The sequence below is a fragment of the Escherichia sp. MOD1-EC6819 genome (genome assembly GCF_002965765.1).
GTDB classification, from domain to species: domain Bacteria; phylum Pseudomonadota; class Gammaproteobacteria; order Enterobacterales; family Enterobacteriaceae; genus Escherichia; species Escherichia ruysiae.
This window is the reverse complement of the sequence record NZ_PTRG01000012.1, coordinates 32,993-52,285: the sequence shown is the minus strand read 5'-3', so window position 1 is coordinate 52,285 and position 19,293 is coordinate 32,993. Positions and strand designations below refer to the sequence as shown.

General features: G+C 49.5%; 17 protein-coding genes and 1 pseudogene. 13 read left to right on the top strand and 5 right to left on the bottom strand.

Translation table 11 applies throughout. From position 1 onward, the window contains the following. Positions 1-20: 20 nt before the first annotated feature. The 5 genes from bglX (at position 21) to yehW (ending at position 6,329) form a co-directional block, all read left to right on the top strand. Positions 21-2,318 carry a beta-glucosidase BglX gene (gene bglX, locus A7Z06_RS17535; protein WP_000871508.1) on the top strand — a complete coding sequence of 766 codons (2,298 nt, stop codon included), beginning with the start codon at positions 21-23 and terminating at the stop codon, positions 2,316-2,318. 274 nt (positions 2,319-2,592) lie between these two features. After that, positions 2,593-3,510, top strand: a complete 918-nt coding sequence (osmF, locus tag A7Z06_RS17530) for a glycine betaine ABC transporter substrate-binding protein OsmF (protein ID WP_001131272.1) — start codon at positions 2,593-2,595, stop codon at positions 3,508-3,510. A 6-nt stretch (positions 3,511-3,516) separates the two neighbouring features. Next, the gene (gene yehY, locus A7Z06_RS17525) at positions 3,517-4,674 is read left to right on the top strand and encodes a glycine betaine ABC transporter permease YehY (RefSeq protein ID WP_000221801.1); all 1,158 of its coding nucleotides are present in this window, start codon (positions 3,517-3,519) and stop codon (positions 4,672-4,674) included. After that, complete coding sequence (yehX, locus tag A7Z06_RS17520) at positions 4,667-5,593, top strand: glycine betaine ABC transporter ATP binding protein YehX (RefSeq protein ID WP_000569350.1); 927 nt, start codon at positions 4,667-4,669, stop codon at positions 5,591-5,593. Before yehY ends, yehX begins: the two co-directional genes overlap by 8 nt. 4 nt (positions 5,594-5,597) lie before the next feature. Further along, positions 5,598-6,329, top strand: a complete 732-nt coding sequence (gene yehW, locus A7Z06_RS17515) for a glycine betaine ABC transporter permease YehW (RefSeq protein ID WP_000700017.1) — start codon at positions 5,598-5,600, stop codon at positions 6,327-6,329. Here yehW and A7Z06_RS17510 read toward each other — a convergent pair. Together A7Z06_RS17510 and mlrA are read right to left on the bottom strand one after the other, a co-directional pair. Further along, positions 6,310-6,417 (bottom strand): protein YohO, encoded by a 108-nt coding sequence (locus A7Z06_RS17510; protein ID WP_001216965.1) that lies wholly within the window; start codon positions 6,415-6,417, stop codon positions 6,310-6,312. The two genes, yehW and A7Z06_RS17510, sit on opposite strands and share 20 nt — an antisense overlap. A 59-nt stretch (positions 6,418-6,476) precedes the next feature. Beyond that, positions 6,477-7,208 (bottom strand): HTH-type transcriptional regulator MlrA, encoded by a 732-nt coding sequence (mlrA, locus tag A7Z06_RS17505; RefSeq protein ID WP_001240389.1) that lies wholly within the window; start codon positions 7,206-7,208, stop codon positions 6,477-6,479. Positions 7,209-7,429: 221 nt separating this feature from the next. On the opposite strand from mlrA, the gene btsS reads away from it, so the two are divergent. From btsS to A7Z06_RS17490, 3 genes are read left to right on the top strand one after another with little or no spacing between them, the layout of a single operon-like run. Beyond that, positions 7,430-9,115, top strand: coding sequence for a two-component regulatory system sensor histidine kinase BtsS (gene btsS, locus A7Z06_RS17500; RefSeq protein WP_010347186.1), 1,686 nt, complete (start codon positions 7,430-7,432; stop codon positions 9,113-9,115). Beyond that, positions 9,112-9,831 (top strand): two-component system response regulator BtsR, encoded by a 720-nt coding sequence (gene btsR, locus A7Z06_RS17495; protein WP_000598641.1) that lies wholly within the window; start codon positions 9,112-9,114, stop codon positions 9,829-9,831. The genes btsS and btsR overlap by 4 nt, the downstream gene beginning before the upstream one ends. Positions 9,832-9,877: 46 nt before the next feature. Then, positions 9,878-10,348 carry a DUF1456 family protein gene (locus tag A7Z06_RS17490; RefSeq protein WP_010347183.1) on the top strand — a complete coding sequence of 157 codons (471 nt, stop codon included), beginning with the start codon at positions 9,878-9,880 and terminating at the stop codon, positions 10,346-10,348. 42 nt (positions 10,349-10,390) lie between these two features. On the opposite strand, the gene A7Z06_RS17485 is transcribed toward A7Z06_RS17490, so the two are convergent. The 3 genes and pseudogenes from A7Z06_RS17485 to metG form a co-directional block, all read right to left on the bottom strand. Continuing rightward, a complete protein-coding gene (locus tag A7Z06_RS17485; RefSeq protein WP_010347181.1) occupies positions 10,391-10,852 on the bottom strand; it encodes a YehR family lipoprotein in 462 nt (153 codons plus the stop codon). A 106-nt stretch (positions 10,853-10,958) separates the two neighbouring features. Further along, positions 10,959-11,198: pseudogene (locus A7Z06_RS22115) on the bottom strand (SWIM zinc finger family protein); the annotation flags it as partial. 173 nt (positions 11,199-11,371) lie between these two features. Then, positions 11,372-13,405 (bottom strand): methionine--tRNA ligase, encoded by a 2,034-nt coding sequence (gene metG / locus A7Z06_RS17475; RefSeq protein WP_010347178.1) that lies wholly within the window; start codon positions 13,403-13,405, stop codon positions 11,372-11,374. A gap of 132 nt (positions 13,406-13,537) precedes the next feature. Here metG and apbC point away from each other — a divergent pair, with 132 nt between their 5' ends. The 5 genes from apbC (at position 13,538) to A7Z06_RS17450 (ending at position 19,281) form a co-directional block, all read left to right on the top strand. After that, a complete protein-coding gene (gene apbC / locus A7Z06_RS17470; RefSeq protein WP_001005449.1) occupies positions 13,538-14,647 on the top strand; it encodes an iron-sulfur cluster carrier protein ApbC in 1,110 nt (369 codons plus the stop codon). Positions 14,648-14,909: 262 nt separating this feature from the next. Beyond that, positions 14,910-15,191: a YehE family protein gene (locus A7Z06_RS17465; protein WP_032225669.1), complete on the top strand. Its 282-nt coding sequence runs from the start codon at positions 14,910-14,912 to the stop codon at positions 15,189-15,191. A 291-nt stretch (positions 15,192-15,482) separates the two neighbouring features. Continuing rightward, entirely contained in the window at positions 15,483-16,025 is a 543-nt protein-coding gene (locus A7Z06_RS17460; protein WP_000682827.1) for a fimbrial protein, read from the top strand. Positions 16,026-16,110: 85 nt separating this feature from the next. Beyond that, positions 16,111-16,785 (top strand): fimbria/pilus periplasmic chaperone, encoded by a 675-nt coding sequence (locus A7Z06_RS17455; RefSeq protein ID WP_000677336.1) that lies wholly within the window; start codon positions 16,111-16,113, stop codon positions 16,783-16,785. Positions 16,786-16,800: 15 nt separating this feature from the next. Continuing rightward, a complete protein-coding gene (locus A7Z06_RS17450) occupies positions 16,801-19,281 on the top strand; it encodes a fimbrial biogenesis outer membrane usher protein (protein WP_105279516.1) in 2,481 nt (826 codons plus the stop codon). The last annotated feature ends 12 nt before the right edge of the window (positions 19,282-19,293 follow it).

Below are 19,293 nucleotides of genomic sequence, written 5' to 3'. Positions count from 1 at the left end.
ACAAAGGAAGAAAAATCCACATGAAATGGCTATGTTCAGTAGGTATCGCGGTAAGTCTGGCCTTACAGCCAGCACTGGCGGATGATTTGTTCGGTAACCATCCATTAACGCCCGAAGCGCGTGATGCGTTCGTCACCGAACTGCTCAAAAAAATGACGGTTGATGAGAAGATTGGTCAACTGCGCTTAATCAGCGTCGGCCCGGATAACCCGAAAGAGGCGATCCGCGAGATGATCAAAGACGGGCAGGTTGGGGCGATTTTCAACACCGTAACCCGTCAGGATATCCGCGCCATGCAGGATCAGGTGATGGAATTAAGCCGCCTGAAAATTCCTCTCTTCTTTGCCTATGATGTGCTGCACGGTCAGCGCACTGTCTTCCCGATTAGCCTCGGCCTGGCCTCTTCTTTTAACCTCGATGCGGTGAAAACAGTAGGGCGCGTCTCTGCTTATGAAGCGGCAGATGATGGCCTGAATATGACCTGGGCGCCAATGGTCGATGTCTCGCGCGATCCGCGCTGGGGACGTGCTTCCGAAGGTTTTGGCGAAGATACGTATCTCACCTCAACAATGGGTAAAACCATGGTGGAAGCGATGCAGGGTAAAAGCCCGGCAGATCGCTACTCGGTGATGACCAGCGTCAAACACTTTGCTGCATACGGCGCGGTAGAAGGTGGTAAAGAGTACAACACCGTCGATATGAGCCCGCAGCGTCTGTTTAATGACTATATGCCGCCGTACAAAGCGGGGCTGGATGCAGGCAGCGGCGCGGTGATGGTGGCGTTGAACTCGCTGAACGGCACGCCAGCCACCTCCGATTCCTGGCTGCTGAAAGATGTGCTGCGCGATCAGTGGGGCTTTAAAGGCATCACCGTTTCCGATCATGGCGCAATCAAAGAACTGATTAAACACGGTACGGCGGCAGATCCGGAAGATGCGGTGCGCGTGGCGCTGAAATCCGGGATCAACATGAGCATGAGCGACGAGTATTACTCGAAGTATCTGCCTGGTTTGATCAAATCCGGCAAAGTGACGATGGCTGAGCTGGACGATGCCGCGCGTCACGTACTGAACGTCAAATATGACATGGGACTGTTTAACGATCCGTACAGCCACCTTGGGCCGAAAGAGTCTGACCCGGTGGATACCAATGCTGAAAGCCGCCTGCATCGCAAAGAAGCGCGTGAAGTGGCGCGAGAAAGCCTGGTGCTGCTGAAAAACCGTCTCGAAACGCTGCCGCTGAAAAAATCTGCCACCATTGCGGTGGTTGGGCCACTGGCGGACAGTAAACGTGACGTGATGGGCAGCTGGTCCGCAGCCGGTGTTGCCGATCAATCCGTGACCGTACTGACCGGGATTAAAAATGCCGTCGGTGAAAACGGTAAAGTGCTGTATGCCAAAGGGGCGAACGTTACCAGTGACAAAGGCATTATCGATTTCCTGAATCAGTATGAAGAAGCGGTCAAAGTCGATTCGCGCTCGCCGCAAGAGATGATTGATGAAGCGGTGCAAACCGCGAAACAATCTGATGTGGTGGTGGCTGTGGTCGGTGAAGCACAGGGGATGGCGCACGAGGCCTCCAGCCGTACCGATATCACTATTCCTCAAAGCCAACGTGACTTGATTGCGGCGCTGAAAGCCACCGGTAAACCGCTGGTGCTGGTGCTGATGAACGGGCGTCCGCTGGCGCTGGTGAAAGAAGATCAGCAGGCTGATGCGATTCTGGAAACCTGGTTTGCGGGGACTGAAGGCGGTAATGCAATTGCCGATGTGTTGTTTGGTGATTACAACCCGTCCGGCAAGCTGCCAATGTCCTTCCCGCGTTCTGTCGGGCAGATCCCGGTGTACTACAGTCATCTGAATACCGGTCGCCCGTATAACGCCGACAAGCCGAACAAATACACTTCGCGTTATTTTGATGAAGCTAACGGGGCGCTGTACCCGTTCGGTTATGGTCTGAGCTATACCACTTTCACTGTCTCTGATGTGAAACTTTCTGCGCCGACCATGAAGCGTGACGGCAAAGTGACGGCCAGCGTGCAGGTGACGAACACCGGTAAACGCGAAGGGGCGACGGTAGTGCAGATGTACTTGCAGGATGTGACGGCTTCCATGAGTCGCCCGGTGAAACAGCTAAAAGGCTTTGAGAAAATCACCCTGAAGCCGGGCGAAACTCAGACCGTCAGCTTCCCGATCGATATCGAGGCGCTGAAGTTCTGGAATCAACAGATGAAATATGACGCCGAGCCTGGCAAGTTCAATGTCTTTATCGGCACTGATTCCGCACGCGTTAAGAAAGGCGAGTTTGAGTTGCTGTAATGCTTTAGTAAGGGCGCGACGTTTGCGCCCTTTGCCTGATGCGCTGCGCTTATTAGGTCTACAGAATGGTTACAACTTGTTGATTTTTCACCCGCTGTAGGCCGGGTAAGGCGCTTGCGCCGCATCCGGCAGGAAACGTCGGTCAGTATTTCCCCCTTTAAGTATTTATCTGTTTCTGCAACTGAATCCGCCCAGTCAGGCTAACCCCGCCATTATCAACTATGCTTTTCTCTTAATTCGCTGAAAACAACAGTAAAAGAATGAGGAAAGCATCATGCCACTCTCAAAGGTCTGGGCAGGTTCACTGGTTATGTTGGCAGCCGTGAGCCTGCCGCTGCACGCGGCTTCCCCCGTTAAAGTCGGTTCAAAAATCGATACCGAAGGCGCGCTGCTCGGCAACATTATTTTGCAAGTATTGGAAAGCCACGGCGTACCGACGGTGAATAAAGTGCAACTCGGAACGACTCCTGTGGTGCGCGGGGCGATTACTTCCGGTGAACTGGATATCTATCCGGAATATACCGGCAATGGCGCTTTCTTCTTTAAAGATGAAAACGATGCAGCGTGGAAAAATGCCGGACAGGGCTACGAGAAAGTCAAAAAACTCGATGCAGAGCAAAACAAGTTAATCTGGCTGACGCCCGCACCTGCGAATAACACCTGGACCATCGCCGTGCGTCAGGATGTGGCAGAGAAAAACAAACTCACTTCGCTTGCCGATCTCAGTCGTTATTTGAAAGAGGGGGGCAACTTCAAACTGGCGGCCTCCGCAGAGTTTATTGAACGCGCCGATGCGTTACCCGCTTTTGAAAAAGCTTACGACTTTAAACTCGATCAGGATCAGTTACTGTCACTTGCAGGCGGCGACACGGCGGTGACCATTAAAGCCGCTGCCCAACAAACATCCGGCGTTAATGCGGCGATGGCTTACGGCACTGACGGCCCGGTAGCGGCGCTGGGACTGCAAACCTTAAGCGATCCGCAAGGCGTGCAACCTATCTACGCGCCTGCACCAGTGGTGCGTGAATCGGTGTTGAAGGAGTATCCGCAAATGGCACAGTGGCTACAGCCAGTTTTCGCCAGCCTCGATGAAAAGACGTTACAGCAACTGAATGCCAGCATTGCCGTTGAAGGACTGGATGCCAAAAAAGTGGCTGCCGACTACCTGAAACAAAAAGGGTGGACGAAGTAATTTCTCGTGACTTATCTACGTATTAATCCTGTTCTGGCGCTGCTGCTGTTGCTGACGGCAATCGCAGCGGCACTGCCGTTTATCAGTTACGCGCCTAACCGGCTGGTCTCTGGTGAGGGGCGTCATCTCTGGCAACTGTGGCCGCAAACGATCTGGATGCTGGTGGGCGTTGGTTGCGCCTGGCTGACTGCCTGTTTTATTCCCGGTAGAAAAGGCAGCATTTTTGCACTCATCCTTGCGCAATTCGTCTTCGTATTGCTGGTGTGGGGCGCGGGAAAGGCAGCGACACAACTGGCGCAAAATGGCAGTGTGCTGGCGCGTACCAGCCTCGGCAGTGGTTTCTGGCTGGCAGCGGCGCTGGCACTGCTGGCCTGTAGTGATGCAATCCGCCGAATCTCCACGCATCCGCTGTGGCGCTGGTTGTTGCATATGCAGATTGCCATCATTCCGTTGTGGTTGCTGTACTCCGGCACGCTTAACGATCTCTCGCTAATGAAAGAATACGCCAACCGTCAGGATGTGTTTGATGACGCGCTGGCACAGCATCTGACCCTGCTGTTTGGCTCGGTACTGCCGGCGCTGGTGATTGGCGTGCCGCTGGGCGTCTGGTGCTACTTTTCCACCGCGCGGCAGGGGGCGATTTTTTCTCTGCTCAATGTCATTCAGACCGTGCCTTCGGTGGCGCTCTTTGGCCTGTTGATTGCGCCGCTTGCCGCGCTGGTTACGGCCTTTCCGTGGCTGGGGAAGCTCGGCATAGCAGGAACCGGAATGACACCCGCACTGATTGCGCTGGTGCTCTATGCCTTGCTGCCGCTGGTGCGCGGCGTGGTAGTCGGTTTGAACCAGATCCCGCGCGATGTGCTGGAGAGCGCCAGAGCGATGGGCATGAGCGGGGCGCAGCGTTTCCTGCATGTTCAGTTACCGCTGGCGTTACCGGTATTTCTGCGCAGCCTGCGGGTGGTGATGGTGCAAACCGTCGGCATGGCGGTGATTGCGGCGTTAATCGGCGCAGGCGGTTTTGGTGCGCTGGTTTTTCAGGGGCTGTTAAGCAGCGCCATTGATTTAGTGTTGCTGGGGGTGATCCCGGTAATTGTTCTGGCGGTGCTTACCGACGCGCTGTTCGATTTGCTTATCGCACTGCTGAAGGTGAAACATAATGATTGAATTTAGCCATGTCAGCAAACTGTTCGGCGCACAAAAAGCCGTTAACGATCTCAATCTCAATTTTCAGGAAGGGAGTTTTTCGGTGCTGATTGGCACCTCTGGCTCCGGCAAATCCACCACCCTGAAAATGATCAACCGCCTGGTGGAGCATGACAGCGGCGTGATCCGCTTTGCCGGTGAAGAAATTCGCTCGCTGCCAGTACTGGAGTTGCGCCGCCGGATGGGCTATGCCATTCAATCTATTGGCCTGTTTCCCCACTGGAGCGTGGCGCAAAACATCGCTACCGTGCCGCAATTGCAAAAATGGTCGCGGGCGCGGATTGACGATCGTATCGACGAATTAATGGCGCTACTGGGGCTGGAGTCAAATTTGCGTGAGCGTTATCCGCATCAGCTTTCCGGTGGTCAGCAGCAACGTGTGGGAGTGGCGCGCGCACTGGCTGCCGATCCGCAAGTCTTACTGATGGATGAACCGTTTGGCGCGCTGGATCCGGTGACGCGCGGCGCGTTGCAACAAGAGATGACGCGCATTCACCGTTTGCTGGGGCGCACCATTGTGCTGGTCACTCATGATATTGATGAGGCGCTACGGCTGGCAGAACATCTGGTGTTGATGGATCATGGTGAAGTGGTGCAGCAGGGCAATCCGCTGACGATGCTTACTCGTCCAGCGAATGATTTTGTCCGCCAGTTTTTTGGGCATAGTGAACTGGGGGTGCGCCTGCTTTCGTTACGTAGTGTGACTGATTATGTGCGCCGCAACGAACGCGCTGAAGGTGAGGCGCTGGCAGAAGAGATGACGCTACGTGATGCGCTCTCATTGTTTGTCGCTCGTGGTTGTGAAGTGTTGCCGGTGGTTGACGATCAAGGTAAACCTTGCGGCACATTACATTTTCAGGATCTGCTGGTGGAGGCGTAATCGTATGAAAATAATGCGCGATCCGCTGTTCTGGCTTATTGCTCTGTTTGTGGGGCTGATTTTCTGGCTACCCTATAGCCAGCCGTTGTTTGGTGCTTTATTTCCACAATTACCTCGGCCTGTTTATCAGCAGGAAAGTTTTGCTGCCCTGGCGCTGGCTCATTTCTGGCTAGTGGGGATCTCAAGTTTGTTTGCCGTGATCATTGGTACTGGTGCCGGAATTGCTGTCACTCGCCCGTGGGGCGCGGAGTTTCGCCCGATGGTCGAAACCATTGCCGCCGTTGGGCAGACGTTTCCGCCCGTAGCTGTGCTGGCGATTGCTGTTCCGGTGATGGGGTTTGGTCAGCAACCGGCGATTATTGCTTTGATCCTTTACGGCGTATTACCGATCTTACAGGCGACACTTGCCGGACTGGGAGCGATTGATGCCAGCGTGACAGACGTTGCCAAAGGGATGGGAATGAGCCGGAGTCAGCGATTGCGTAAAGTGGAGTTACCGCTGGCAGCGCCAGTGATTCTGGCTGGCGTGCGGACTTCAGTGATTATCAATATTGGTACGGCGACCATTGCCTCAACGGTAGGAGCCAGCACGCTGGGTACGCCCATCATCATCGGACTTAGCGGATTTAACACTGCTTATGTGATTCAGGGGGCGTTGCTGGTGGCACTGGCGGCGATCATCGTAGACCGCCTGTTTGAACGGTTGGTGCAGCTACTCAGCCAGCACGCAAAATAAAGGTATAACCTGCGAGCATGACGCCACCGATACCGCCTAACGCCATCAACAGGAACAGGGTGATAACCCCAATTTTCGCTATGCGCATAATGCACTCCTTATGTTAACGAAAGGATTGTACAGTAAAGCGCATTTGTTAACGAATCATTAAATGCCGAGTGGGAAAATATCATGGCCTTGTTCCTGCCAGTTGGTGAGCTGCTGCTGCTGGGCGGGAGACTGGTTTTCACCGCACCACACCAATAGCGTGCGGCCTTCAAACAGTTCCGGGCGGAGCTGGTTGAGGGAATGGGCGAGGACATCAATGCGCCATCCTTGCTGGCTGGCAATCCAACCCTCCAGCCACAGCCGCGTGGTATCCTGAATATTCCAGCCAACCACCAGCGCATCTTTACCCTGTTTTTTACGTGCCGAAGCCAGACAAATGGCGATGTAGTTGATCAGTACACCGTCGAGGATCGCCAGTAACGCCTGGAGAGTTGGTTGCTGACACTGAAGACGTCGGCGCAGAGGAATGAACAGATGTGTGGTGAGCGTCTGGGCGGGGTAATCCTGACCACGTTCTTTGATCCACATTCGCAGACTTTGTAGATTACCACTTTGCAGGTAATTAAGCAGAGTTTCTTGCTGATCGCGCCAGCCGTTTTGCACATCAACATTCTCATTACTGAGTAGCATTTTAACTTTGCTGACCTGCACACCGTTATCGATCCAGCGTTTGATCTCGCGGATCCGGTCGATATCGGCATCGTTGAACAGGCGATGACCGCCGTCTGTGCGCTGCGGTTTCAACAATCCGTAACGCCTCTGCCACGCGCGTAACGTGACAGGATTGATATCACAAAGCAACGCCACTTCACCAATTGTGTAAAGCGCCATCCTCTCACCCTTGCTCGCGAGGTCCCGGTTTAACTTTAGACGCAGATTTGCGAACCAGGTAGTTTTGTCCGTTTTTAGTTCATCGTTAGGGTGATTTTATTTTTGCCAGGTGATTTTGAGTGATCGTACTCACGAATTCTCATTTTTCTGCAAGAGTTCAAAGAAAGTTAAACACAGGCAATGTATGTTACGCGTTTTAAAGGGAAGTGTGGTTTGCGGGTATGTACGATTTTAATCTGGTGTTGCTGCTGCTTCAGCAGATGTGCGTTTTTTTAGTCATTGCGTGGTTAATGAGTAAAACGCCATTATTCATACCATTAATGCAGGTCACGGTTCGTCTGCCGCATAAATTTCTCTGCTACATCGTCTTTTCCATTTTCTGCATTATGGGCACCTGGTTCGGGTTGCACATCGACGATTCGATTGCTAATACGCGGGCGATTGGCGCGGTGATGGGCGGCTTACTCGGCGGTCCGGTCGTCGGTGGGCTGGTTGGTCTGACCGGCGGGTTACATCGATATTCGATGGGGGGCATGACCGCGCTAAGTTGCATGATCTCGACCATCGTTGAAGGATTGCTCGGCGGCCTGGTACACAGCATCCTGATCCGTCGCGGGCGCACTGATAAAGTCTTTAACCCCATTACCGCCGGTGCCGTCACGTTCGTCGCTGAAATGGTGCAAATGCTGATCATCCTGGCAATCGCCCGACCTTATGAAGATGCGGTGCGTCTGGTGAGTAATATTGCTGCGCCAATGATGGTCACCAATACCGTCGGCGCGGCGCTGTTTATGCGTATATTGCTCGATAAACGCGCGATGTTTGAAAAATACACTTCAGCTTTTTCTGCCACTGCGCTGAAAGTGGCGGCCTCGACGGAAGGCATTTTGCGCCAGGGGTTTAACGAAGTGAACAGCATGAAAGTGGCACAGGTGCTGTATCAGGAGCTGGATATTGGTGCAGTCGCGATTACCGATCGAGAGAAATTGCTGGCCTTTACCGGAATTGGTGACGATCACCATTTACCCGGCAAACCGATTTCTTCGACTTACACCTTAAAAGCGATTGAAACCGGTGAAGTGGTCTACGCTGATGGCAACGAAGTACCTTATCGTTGCTCTTTGCATCCGCAATGCAAACTGGGTTCGACGCTGGTGATTCCGTTGCGTGGTGAGAATCAGCGGGTGATGGGCACCATCAAATTGTATGAAGCGAAAAACCGTTTGTTCAGCTCAATCAACCGCACGCTGGGGGAAGGGATTGCGCAATTGCTTTCGGCGCAGATCCTCGCCGGGCAATATGAGCGGCAAAAAGCGATGCTCACGCAGTCAGAAATTAAACTGCTTCACGCCCAGGTGAATCCCCATTTCCTGTTCAATGCGCTTAACACCATTAAAGCCGTTATCCGCCGCGACAGCGAACAGGCCAGCCAACTGGTGCAGTATCTTTCCACTTTTTTCCGCAAAAACTTAAAGCGGCCTTCGGAGTTTGTTACTCTCGCCGACGAAATTGAACACGTGAATGCTTATCTGCAAATTGAAAAGGCGCGCTTCCAGTCACGGTTGCAGGTCAACATTGCTATTCCGGAGGAATTATCCCGGCAGCAGTTGCCCGCGTTTACCCTGCAACCAATAGTGGAAAACGCTATTAAACATGGAACCTCACAACTGCTGGATACAGGGCGAGTGGCAATTAGCGCAAGGCGTGAAGGGCAACATTTGATGCTGGAGATCGAAGACAATGCCGGTTTGTATCAACCGGCAACCAATGCCAGTGGGCTGGGGATGAATCTGGTGGATAAGCGTTTGCGTGAGCGGTTTGGCGATGACTATGGGATAAGCGTCGCCTGTGAGCCTGATAGTTACACCCGAATAACGTTACGACTGCCATGGAGGGACGAGGCATGATTAAAGTCTTAATTGTCGATGATGAACCGTTAGCACGGGAAAACCTGCGCGTATTTTTGCAGGAGCAGAGCGATATTGAAATTGTCGGCGAGTGCTCAAACGCCGTGGAAGGGATTGGGGCGGTGCATAAACTGCGCCCGGATGTGCTGTTTCTCGACATTCAGATGCCACGCATCAGCGGTCTGGAAATGGTGGGGATGCTCGACCCGGAACATCGTCCGTATATCGTTTTTCTCACCGCGTTTGACGAATACGCCATTAAAGCCTTTGAAGAACATGCCTTTGATTATCTGCTGAAGCCGATTGATGAAGCGCGGCTGGAGAAAACGCTGGCTCGTCTGCGTCAGGAGCGGAGCAAGCAGGATGTTTCGCTGTTACCGGAAAATCAGCAGGCGCTGAAATTTATTCCTTGTACGGGGCATAGTCGGATTTATTTACTGCAAATGAAAGATGTAGCGTTTGTCAGCAGTCGGATGAGCGGTGTTTACGTCACCAGTCACGAAGGGAAAGAGGGCTTTACTGAACTGACATTACGCACCCTGGAGAGTCGTACACCACTACTACGCTGCCATCGTCAGTATCTGGTTAACCTCGCGCATTTGCAGGAGATTCGCCTGGAAGATAATGGCCAGGCCGAGTTGATTTTGCGTAATGGCTTAACCGTGCCGGTCAGCCGCCGTTATCTGAAAAGCTTAAAAGAGGCGATTGGCCTGTAAAAGACTGCTAAAATGGCTTTTTGCCTCATCAACACCTGAAGGCCTCATGCTAAGTAATGATATTCTGCGCAGCGTGCGCTACATTTTAAAAGCCAATAATAACGACCTGGTGCGCATTCTGGCGCTGGGCAATGTCGAAACCACTGCCGAACAGATTGCCATCTGGTTGCGTAAAGAAGATGAAGAAGGTTTTCAACGTTGTCCGGACATTATTTTGTCCTCATTCCTGAATGGTCTGATTTACGAAAAACGCGGCAGGGATGAGTCTGCACCGGCACTGGAGCCGGAACGTCGTATTAATAACAATATTGTGCTGAAAAAATTGCGCATCGCGTTTTCACTGAAAACCGATGATATCCTGGCGATCCTCACCGAACAGCAGTTCCGCGTTTCTATGCCGGAAATTACTGCGATGATGCGCGCACCGGATCATAAAAACTTCCGCGAATGCGGCGATCAATTCTTGCGTTATTTTCTGCGTGGACTGGCTGCGCGCCAGCATGTGAAGAAAAACTAAGACAGATCTGGAGGCCATGCAGAGAGCATGGCCTCCGGCAGATTATTTCACTTCTTTAAAGCCAGCGGCTTTCATCACCAGTTCCATTTGCGCCATAGTGATACCTTTTTTGGCATCGTCAGCAGAAATGTTAATGCCGGAAATACCCTGCAGGGCTTTAAAATCAACTTTTTCCATATCGATAGTCACGTTTTCCTGCGCGTAAGTATCAGTAAAGGTTAATTTTTCTTCAACGCCAGCAATGTTTTTATATTTTGCACTTAACGGCTCAAGCTTTTTAGCCGCCTCTTCTTTGTTAGCTGCACCGATGGTTGCAAACTGAATTTTGGTTTCTGAAGATTGCTTAAGCACCTTGTCGCCTTTGTAGACATAGGTAATGGCAATTTCAGTACCGTTCAGATTGGCACTAAATTTCTTTGATTCTTCTTTGTCACCACAGCCAGCGAGAGAGAAAACCAGAACAGATGCAACAACGAGGGAAAATAGCTTGTTGAAAGCCTTCATGTAAAACTCCATTTTATCAAGATCAGAAAACTGGTGACTCTCACCAGGGCGCTATAGAATATTCTTTATACCTCGTCTTGAGCAGTCCGGAAATGGAGTAGATCTCTTAATAAAAAGCATTTTTTCCTCCTTGTTGCTCAAGCATCAGTAACAACTGTTCGCAGAGTAAAACACAATTATTCAATACTTCTGCCAGTGTCTCGCTTTCCGAATTGCGTAATTGCTTCAACACATGCGCCAGCCGATAAAAACCGATTACGGTGAGTTCGTTCGCCAGCAAATCAGCCTGACTAATGGCGCTCTGTTCCTGATAGCGTCAACCGTTATGGAGCAGTTGAATAATTATGTGATTTCTCGTCCTGATAGATAAAGTGTCTCATTCTGCATCCCTGTAATTTTATCCAGTTTAATACAGATGCTAACAGCATTTGCGCAGGTTACAGAGCGACAAAAAGGCGAGAAAACAACTTTAGGAATTTATAAAGAAAAGGCGCTGTTGATGCAGCGCCTTGAAGGGAGTTATTTCACTTGATGACCCGGTTTAGCACCGGCATCCGGGCTTAACAGGAAGATATCTTTCCCGCCAGGACCGGCAGCCATCACCATGCCTTCGGAGATACCGAAGCGCATTTTACGCGGAGCCAGGTTAGCCACCATAATGGTGTGACGACCAATCAGCGCCTGTGGGTCTGGGTAAGCAGAACGAATGCCGGAGAAGACATTGCGTTTTTCGCCACCCAGATCCAGCGTCAGGCGCAGCAGCTTGTCAGAACCCTCAACAAACTCTGCGTTTTCAATCAGCGCCACGCGCAGGTCAACTTTGGCGAAGTCGTCAAAGGTGATGGTTTCCTGAATCGGATCATCAGCCAGCGGGCCAGTAACTGGCGCGGCAGTTGCTTTCACTTCTTCTTTGGATGCTTCCACCAGTGCTTCCACCTGTTTCATATCGATACGGTTATACAGTGCCTTGAACGGATTCACTTTATGGCCCAGCAGCGGTTGCTGAATACCATCCCAGGTCAGTTCCGTATTGAGGAATGCTTCCGCACGTTCAGTCAGTTTCGGCAGTACCGGCTTCAGGTAAGTCATCAGCACGCGGAACAGGTTTATGCCCATTGAGCAAATCGCTTGCAGATCGGCATCGCGGCCTTCCTGTTTCGCCACCACCCACGGAGCCTGCTCGTCAACATAGCGGTTAGCCAGGTCAGCCAGCGCCATGATTTCGCGCACAGCTTTACCAAATTCGCGGCTTTCCCACGCTTCGCCAATAACTTCAGCGGCATCGGTAAAGGTTTTGTACAGTTCAGGGTCAGCCAGTTCGCTTGCCAACACGCCGTCAAAACGCTTGTTGATAAAGCCCGCGTTACGGGAGGCCAGGTTAACCACTTTGTTGACGATATCGGCATTCACGCGCTGAACGAAATCTTCCAGATTCAGGTCGATATCATCAATGCGCGAAGAGAGTTTCGCAGTGTAGTAATAACGCAGGCTGTCAGCGTCAAAATGATTCAGCCAGGTGCTGGCTTTAATGAAGGTGCCACGAGACTTGGACATCTTCGCGCCGTTCACCGTCACATAGCCGTGAACAAATAGGTTGGTCGGCTTGCGGAAGTTGCTGCCTTCCAGCATGGCAGGCCAGAACAGGCTGTGGAAGTAAACAATATCTTTACCGATGAAGTGGTACAGCTCGGCGACGGAATCTTTCTTCCAGTATTCATCGAAGCTTACGGTATCGCCGCGCTTGTCGCACAGATTCTTGAAGGAACCCATGTAACCAATCGGCGCGTCCAGCCAGACGTAGAAGTATTTGCCTGGTGCGTTCGGAATTTCAAAACCGAAGTAAGGCGCATCGCGGGAGATATCCCACTGTTGCAGGCCGGATTCAAACCACTCCTGCATTTTGTTTGCCACCTGCTCCTGCAACGCGCCGCTGCGGGTCCATGCCTGCAACATTTCGCTGAAAGAGGGCAGATCAAAGAAGAAGTGTTCGGAATCACGCATCACCGGCGTAGCACCAGAAACCACAGATTTCGGCTCGATCAGTTCAGTCGGGCTGTAGGTCGCGCCGCAGACTTCACAGTTATCGCCGTATTGATCTGGCGCTTTACATTTCGGGCAGGTGCCTTTCACAAAACGATCCGGCAGGAACATACCTTTTTCCGGGTCGTACAACTGAGAGATGGTGCGGTTTTTAATAAAACCGTTCTCTTTCAGGCGAGTATAGATAAGCTCAGACAACTGACGGTTCTCTTCGCTGTGCGTCGAGTGATAGTTGTCGTAGCTGATATTAAAGCCTGCGAAATCAGTCTGATGCTCCTGACTCATTTCGCCAATCATCTGCTCCGGGGTAATACCAAGCTGCTGGGCTTTCAGCATGATCGGCGTACCGTGGGCATCGTCGGCGCAGATGAAGTTGACCTCGTGGCCGCGCATTCGCTGGTAACGGACCCAGACATCAGCCTGGATGTGCTCCAGCATATGGCCGAGGTGGATAGAGCCGTTAGCGTACGGCAGTGCGCACGTCACCAGAATTTTCTTCGCGACTTGAGTCATAGTAGGCATTACTTCTTAGTAGTGAAAAGGGGTTAGATAGTACCAAATGGGAAAATGTTAAGTAAGTACTTATCTATTTTCTTCAGGTAAACTATTTAGCTGATGGTTTATCTATATAAATAAGGAGTCGGGATGAACGAACAATCCCAGGCCAAATCACCAGAAGCCTTGCGCGCAATGGTCGCCGGGACACTGGCTAATTTTCAGCACCCAACCCTGAAGCATAACCTTACCACGCTGAAAGCGTTGCATCATGTCGCCTGGATGGACGACACGCTGCATGTGGAGCTGGTTATGCCGTTCGTCTGGCATAGCGCGTTCGAAGAGTTAAAAGAGCAATGTAGCGCCGAATTGCTGCGTATCACCGGGGCAAAAGCTATCGACTGGAAACTGTCGCATAACATTGCCACGCTGAAACGCGTGAAGAATCAGCCGGGAATTAACGGCGTGAAGAACATTATCGCGGTCAGTTCCGGCAAAGGTGGCGTGGGTAAATCCTCCACGGCGGTAAACCTGGCGCTGGCGCTGGCGGCGGAAGGAGCGAAAGTCGGCATTCTGGATGCCGACATTTATGGTCCGTCTATCCCAACCATGCTGGGGGCAGAAAATCAGCGTCCGACCTCGCCGGACGGGACTCATATGGCACCGATTATGTCTCATGGCCTGGCAACCAATTCAATTGGTTATCTGGTCACTGACGACAACGCGATGGTGTGGCGTGGCCCGATGGCGAGCAAGGCGTTGATGCAAATGTTGCAAGAAACCTTATGGCCGGATCTGGATTATCTGGTGCTCGACATGCCGCCAGGCACCGGTGACATTCAATTGACACTGGCGCAAAACATTCCTGTAACCGGTGCAGTAGTGGTCACCACGCCACAGGACATCGCGCTGATTGATGCGAAAAAAGGTATCGTGATGTTCGAGAAAGTCGAAGTTCCGGTACTGGGTATTGTCGAGAACATGAGCGTCCATATTTGCAGTAACTGTGGTCATCATGAGCCGATTTTCGGCACTGGTGGGGCAGAGAAACTGGCCGAGAAATACCATACGCAGTTGTTGGGGCAAATGCCGTTACACATTAGCCTGCGTGAAGATCTCGACAAAGGAACACCTACCGTTATCAGCCGTCCGGAGAGCGAATTTACTACTATCTACCGCCAACTGGCTGACCGGGTTGCTGCTCAGCTCTACTGGCAAGGTGAAGTTATTCCAGGTGAGATCTCCTTCCGCGCGGTCTAACGTGCATTAGCCTTTCTGGTTGTTCGTCATACACCGCAGAAATGATACATTGATGCGGTGTATTTATTTTGTGGCTTTAAATGAACACTTTTTTAATGCTGTGAATATTCAGTGGATCTTAGTCCTAAACTGTACAAAGTAGATTGATCGTACAGGTAAAGCCTCTTTATCATCCTTCGTGGCTGTGTAGCGGATGTACAGCTATAGTTTGTTATGCACTCAATCTATCCAGGCATAACCTTTACTACAGGGATAACGTTCAATGAATAAGTATTGGCTGTCAGGAATCATTTTTCTTGCCTATGGATTGGCTTCTCCCGCGTTCTCTTCAGAGACTGCCGCATTAACGATTAATGGCAGGATCAGCCCCCCAACATGCAGTATGGATATTGTTAATAGCCAGCCCCAACAGCATTGCGGTCAGGTATCGCAAAGCGTTGATACTCGTCATCGGATTTCTTCGCCGGTAAAAGGCGTCACTACAGAGCTGGTTACAGCGGGCAACGATAGCAAACGTCGAATCGTATTAAATCGCTACGATTAATCAGGCAACACTCTTTTAATAATATTTGGAAAGCCTAAATCATTCCCGTGAATGATTTAGGCTTTTTTATTTATTTTAAGAATGTGGTTAACAGTAAATTATGTCAATTAATAGATGTGGTAAATATTTAATTCCCTTAAGTATTTGTTGTAATTATATTGCAATGGTTAACTTGTTTTAAATCAATAAAACAATACGTTTACATTGCGGTAACTTTTTTGATGTGAGAAATTTGTTTCCACGAGATACAGAGTCTTAACAATCAAAATAAACTATATTAAGGAGCCTATTATGAAACATTCAATTATTGCTACCGCTGTCTTTTCTTCTTTTTTTATGAGTGCTGGCGTATTTGCTGCAGACGTTGATACCGGAACATTAACTATTAAAGGGAATATTGCAGAGTCTCCGTGTAAATTCGAAGCGGGTGGTGATTCAGTAAGTATTAATATGCCAACTGTACCAACCACTGTCTTTGAAGGTAAAGCGAAATATTCTACCTATGATGATGCAGTCGGTGTAACCAGCAGCATGTTAAAAATTAGCTGCCCGAAAGAAGTTGCTGGTGTAAAACTCTCGTTAATTACCAACGATAAAATAACTGGTAACGATAAAGCGATAGCCAGTAGCAACGATACCGTGGGTTACTATCTCTATTTAGGTGATAACAGCGATGTCCTGGATGTTTCTGCACCTTTTAACATTGAGAGTTATAAAACAGCGGATGGTCAGTATGCGATTCCGTTTAAAGCAAAATACCTGAAACTGACAGAAGACTCAGTACAATCAGGTGATGTGGTCTCTTCTTTAGTTATGCGTGTGGCGCAGGATTAATAATTAAATAATTTCGCAAGTTTCTCCAGGAAATAAACATGGCCGCTATCTCCATGGCGGCCTTTTAATTTTAAGAGGCATTAAGATGAAAGGGTTATTAGCTTTACTCATTTCTTCTATGGTTCTTCCTGCACATGCCGGAATTGTCATCTACGGGACGCGAATTATTTACCCGGCTGAAAATAAAGAAGTGATGGTGCAGTTGATGAATCAGGGAAACCGATCTTCATTACTTCAGGCGTGGATTGATGATGGCGACACATCACTGCCGCCGGAAAAGATTCAGGTTCCTTTCATGCTAACGCCACCAGTGGCAAAAATAGGGGCTAACTCCGGACAGCAAGTAAAAATTAAAATCATGCCGAATAAGTTGCCCAGTAATAAAGAGAGCATTTTTTATCTGAACGTTCTGGATATTCCACCTAATAGTCCAGAACAAGAAGGCAAGAATGCACTGAAGTTTGCGATGCAAAACAGAATCAAATTGTTTTACCGACCGGCGGGTATTGCTCCGGTTAATAAAGCAACGTTTAAGAAATTGCTGGTAAATCGTAGCGGCAATGGGCTGGTGATAAAAAATGATTCGCCGAACTGGGTGACGATTTCCGATGTAAAAGCGAATAATGTCAAAGTCAATTATGAAACCATCATGATTGCGCCATTAGAAAGCCAGAGTGTAAACGTCAAAACTAATAATGCGAATAGCTGGTATCTGACCATTATTGATGATGATGGCAACTATATTAGCGACAAAATTTAATTGCAGGAGCTGCCCGTGTTGAGAATAACCCCACTCGCATCAGCAATCGTAGCGTTATTGCTCGGCATTGAAGCGTATGCAGCAGAAGAAACCTTTGATACCCATTTTATGATGGGGGGAATGAAAGACCAACAGGTTGCTCATATTCGCCTTGATGATAATCAACCTTTACCGGGCCAATATGACATCGATATTTATGTCAATAAACAATGGCGTGGGAAATATGAGATTATCGTTAAAGATAACCCCGAAGAAACATGCCTGGCGAGAGAAATTATCAAGCGGTTAGGTATTAATACCGATAACTTCGCCAGTAGTAAGCAATGTTTAACATTAGAGCAACTTGTTCAGGGTGGGAGTTATGCCTGGAATATCGGTGTTTTTCGTTTAGATTTCAGCGTTCCGCAAGCCTGGGTTGATGAACTGGAAAGTGGTTATGTCCCGCCGGAAAACTGGGAACAGGGTATTAATGCTTTTTATACCTCTTATTATATGAGCCAGTATTACAGCGACTATAAAGCGTCGGGTAATAACAAGAGTAGTTATGTTCGTTTTAACAGTGGATTAAATCTGCTGGGGTGGCAACTGCATTCTGATGCCAGTTTCAGCAAAACGGATAACAATCCTGGGGAGTGGAAAAGCAATACCCTATATCTGGAACGCGGGTTTGCACAAATTCTCGGCACGCTGCGTGTCGGTGATATGTACACCTCAAGCGATATTTTTGACTCTGTTCGCTTCAGTGGCGTGCGACTTTTTCGTGATATGCAGATGTTGCCTGACTCGAAGCAAAATTTTACCCCACGAGTGCAGGGGATTGCGCAGAGTAACGCGCTGGTAACCATTGAACAAAACGGTTTTATTGTTTATCAGAAGGAGGTTCCACCTGGCCCATTTTCGATTACTGATTTGCAATTGGCCGGTGGTGGAGCGGATCTTGATGTTAGCGTGAAAGAGGCTGACGGTTCGGTTACCACGTACCTGGTGCCTTATTCGGCGGTGCCAAATATGTTGCAACCGGGCGTGTCGAAATATGATTTTGCGGCGGGTCGTAGCCATATTGAAGGAGCAAATAAGCAAAGCGATTTTGTTCAGGTCGGTTACCAGTATGGCTTTAATAATTTATTAACGCTGTATGGCGGCACGATGATTGCCAATAATTACTACGCATTTACTCTTGGGACTGGCTGGAATACACGCATTGGCGCGATTTCTGTCGATGCAACAAAATCTCATAGTAAGCAAGATAATGGCGATATTTTTGACGGACAAAGTTATCAGATAGCCTACAACAAATTTGTGACTCAAACATCGACGCGTTTTGGCCTGGCAGCTTGGCGTTATTCTTCGCGCGATTACCGGACGTTTAATGATTATGTCTGGGCAAATAATAAAGATAATTATCGTCGCGATAAAAATGATGCCTATGACATTGCAGATTATTACCAGAATGATTTTGGGCGCAAAAATAGCTTTTCCGCCAATATGAGTCAGTCATTGCCAGAAGGCTGGGGTTCTGTGTCATTAAGCACATTATGGCGAGATTACTGGGGGCGTAGCGGCAGCAGTAAAGATTATCAGTTGAGTTACTCCAATAACTTGCAACGGATAAGCTATACCCTCGCAGCAAGTCAGGCTTATGACGAGAATCATCATGAAGAAAAACGCTTTAATATTTTTATATCGATTCCCTTTGATTGGGGTGATGATGTCACGACACCACGGCGGCAAATATATATGTCTAACTCAACGACCTTTGACGATCAGGGTTTTGCCTCAAACAATACAGGAATATCGGGAACGGTTGGGAGCCGCGATCAGTTTAACTATGGTGCCAACTTGAGTCATCAGCATCAGGGGAACGAAACGACAGCTGGGGCGAATTTAACCTGGAACGCGCCGATGGTGACAGTGAATGGCAGTTATAGTCAGTCGAGTATTTATCGACAGGCTGGAGCCAGTGTTTCAGGGGGCATTGTCGCCTGGTCTGGTGGTGTGAATCTGGCGAATCGTCTTTCTGAAACGTTTGCTGTGATGTATGCACCAGGAATTAAAGATGCTTATGTTAATGGACAAAAATATCGCACTACAAATCGTAATGGGGTGGTGGTATACGACGGAATGACGTCTTATCGGGAAAATCACCTGATGCTGGATGTGTCGCAAAGTGATAGCGAAACCGAATTGCGCGGTAACCGGAAAATTTCCGCCCCTTATCGCGGCGCGGTCGTGCTGATTAATTTTGATACCGATCAGCGCAAACCCTGGTTTATAAAAGCGTTAAGAGTGGATGGGCAACCATTAACGTTTGGTTATGAAGTTAATGATATCCATGGTCATAATATTGGTGTTGTCGGTCAGGGAAGCCAGTTATTTATTCGCACCAATGACGTACCGCCATCGGTTAATGTAGCAATTGATAAACGACAAGGACTTTCATGCATAATCACCTTCGGTAAAGAGATTGATGAAAGTAAAAATTATATTTGCCAGTAATAGTCAGGTGGT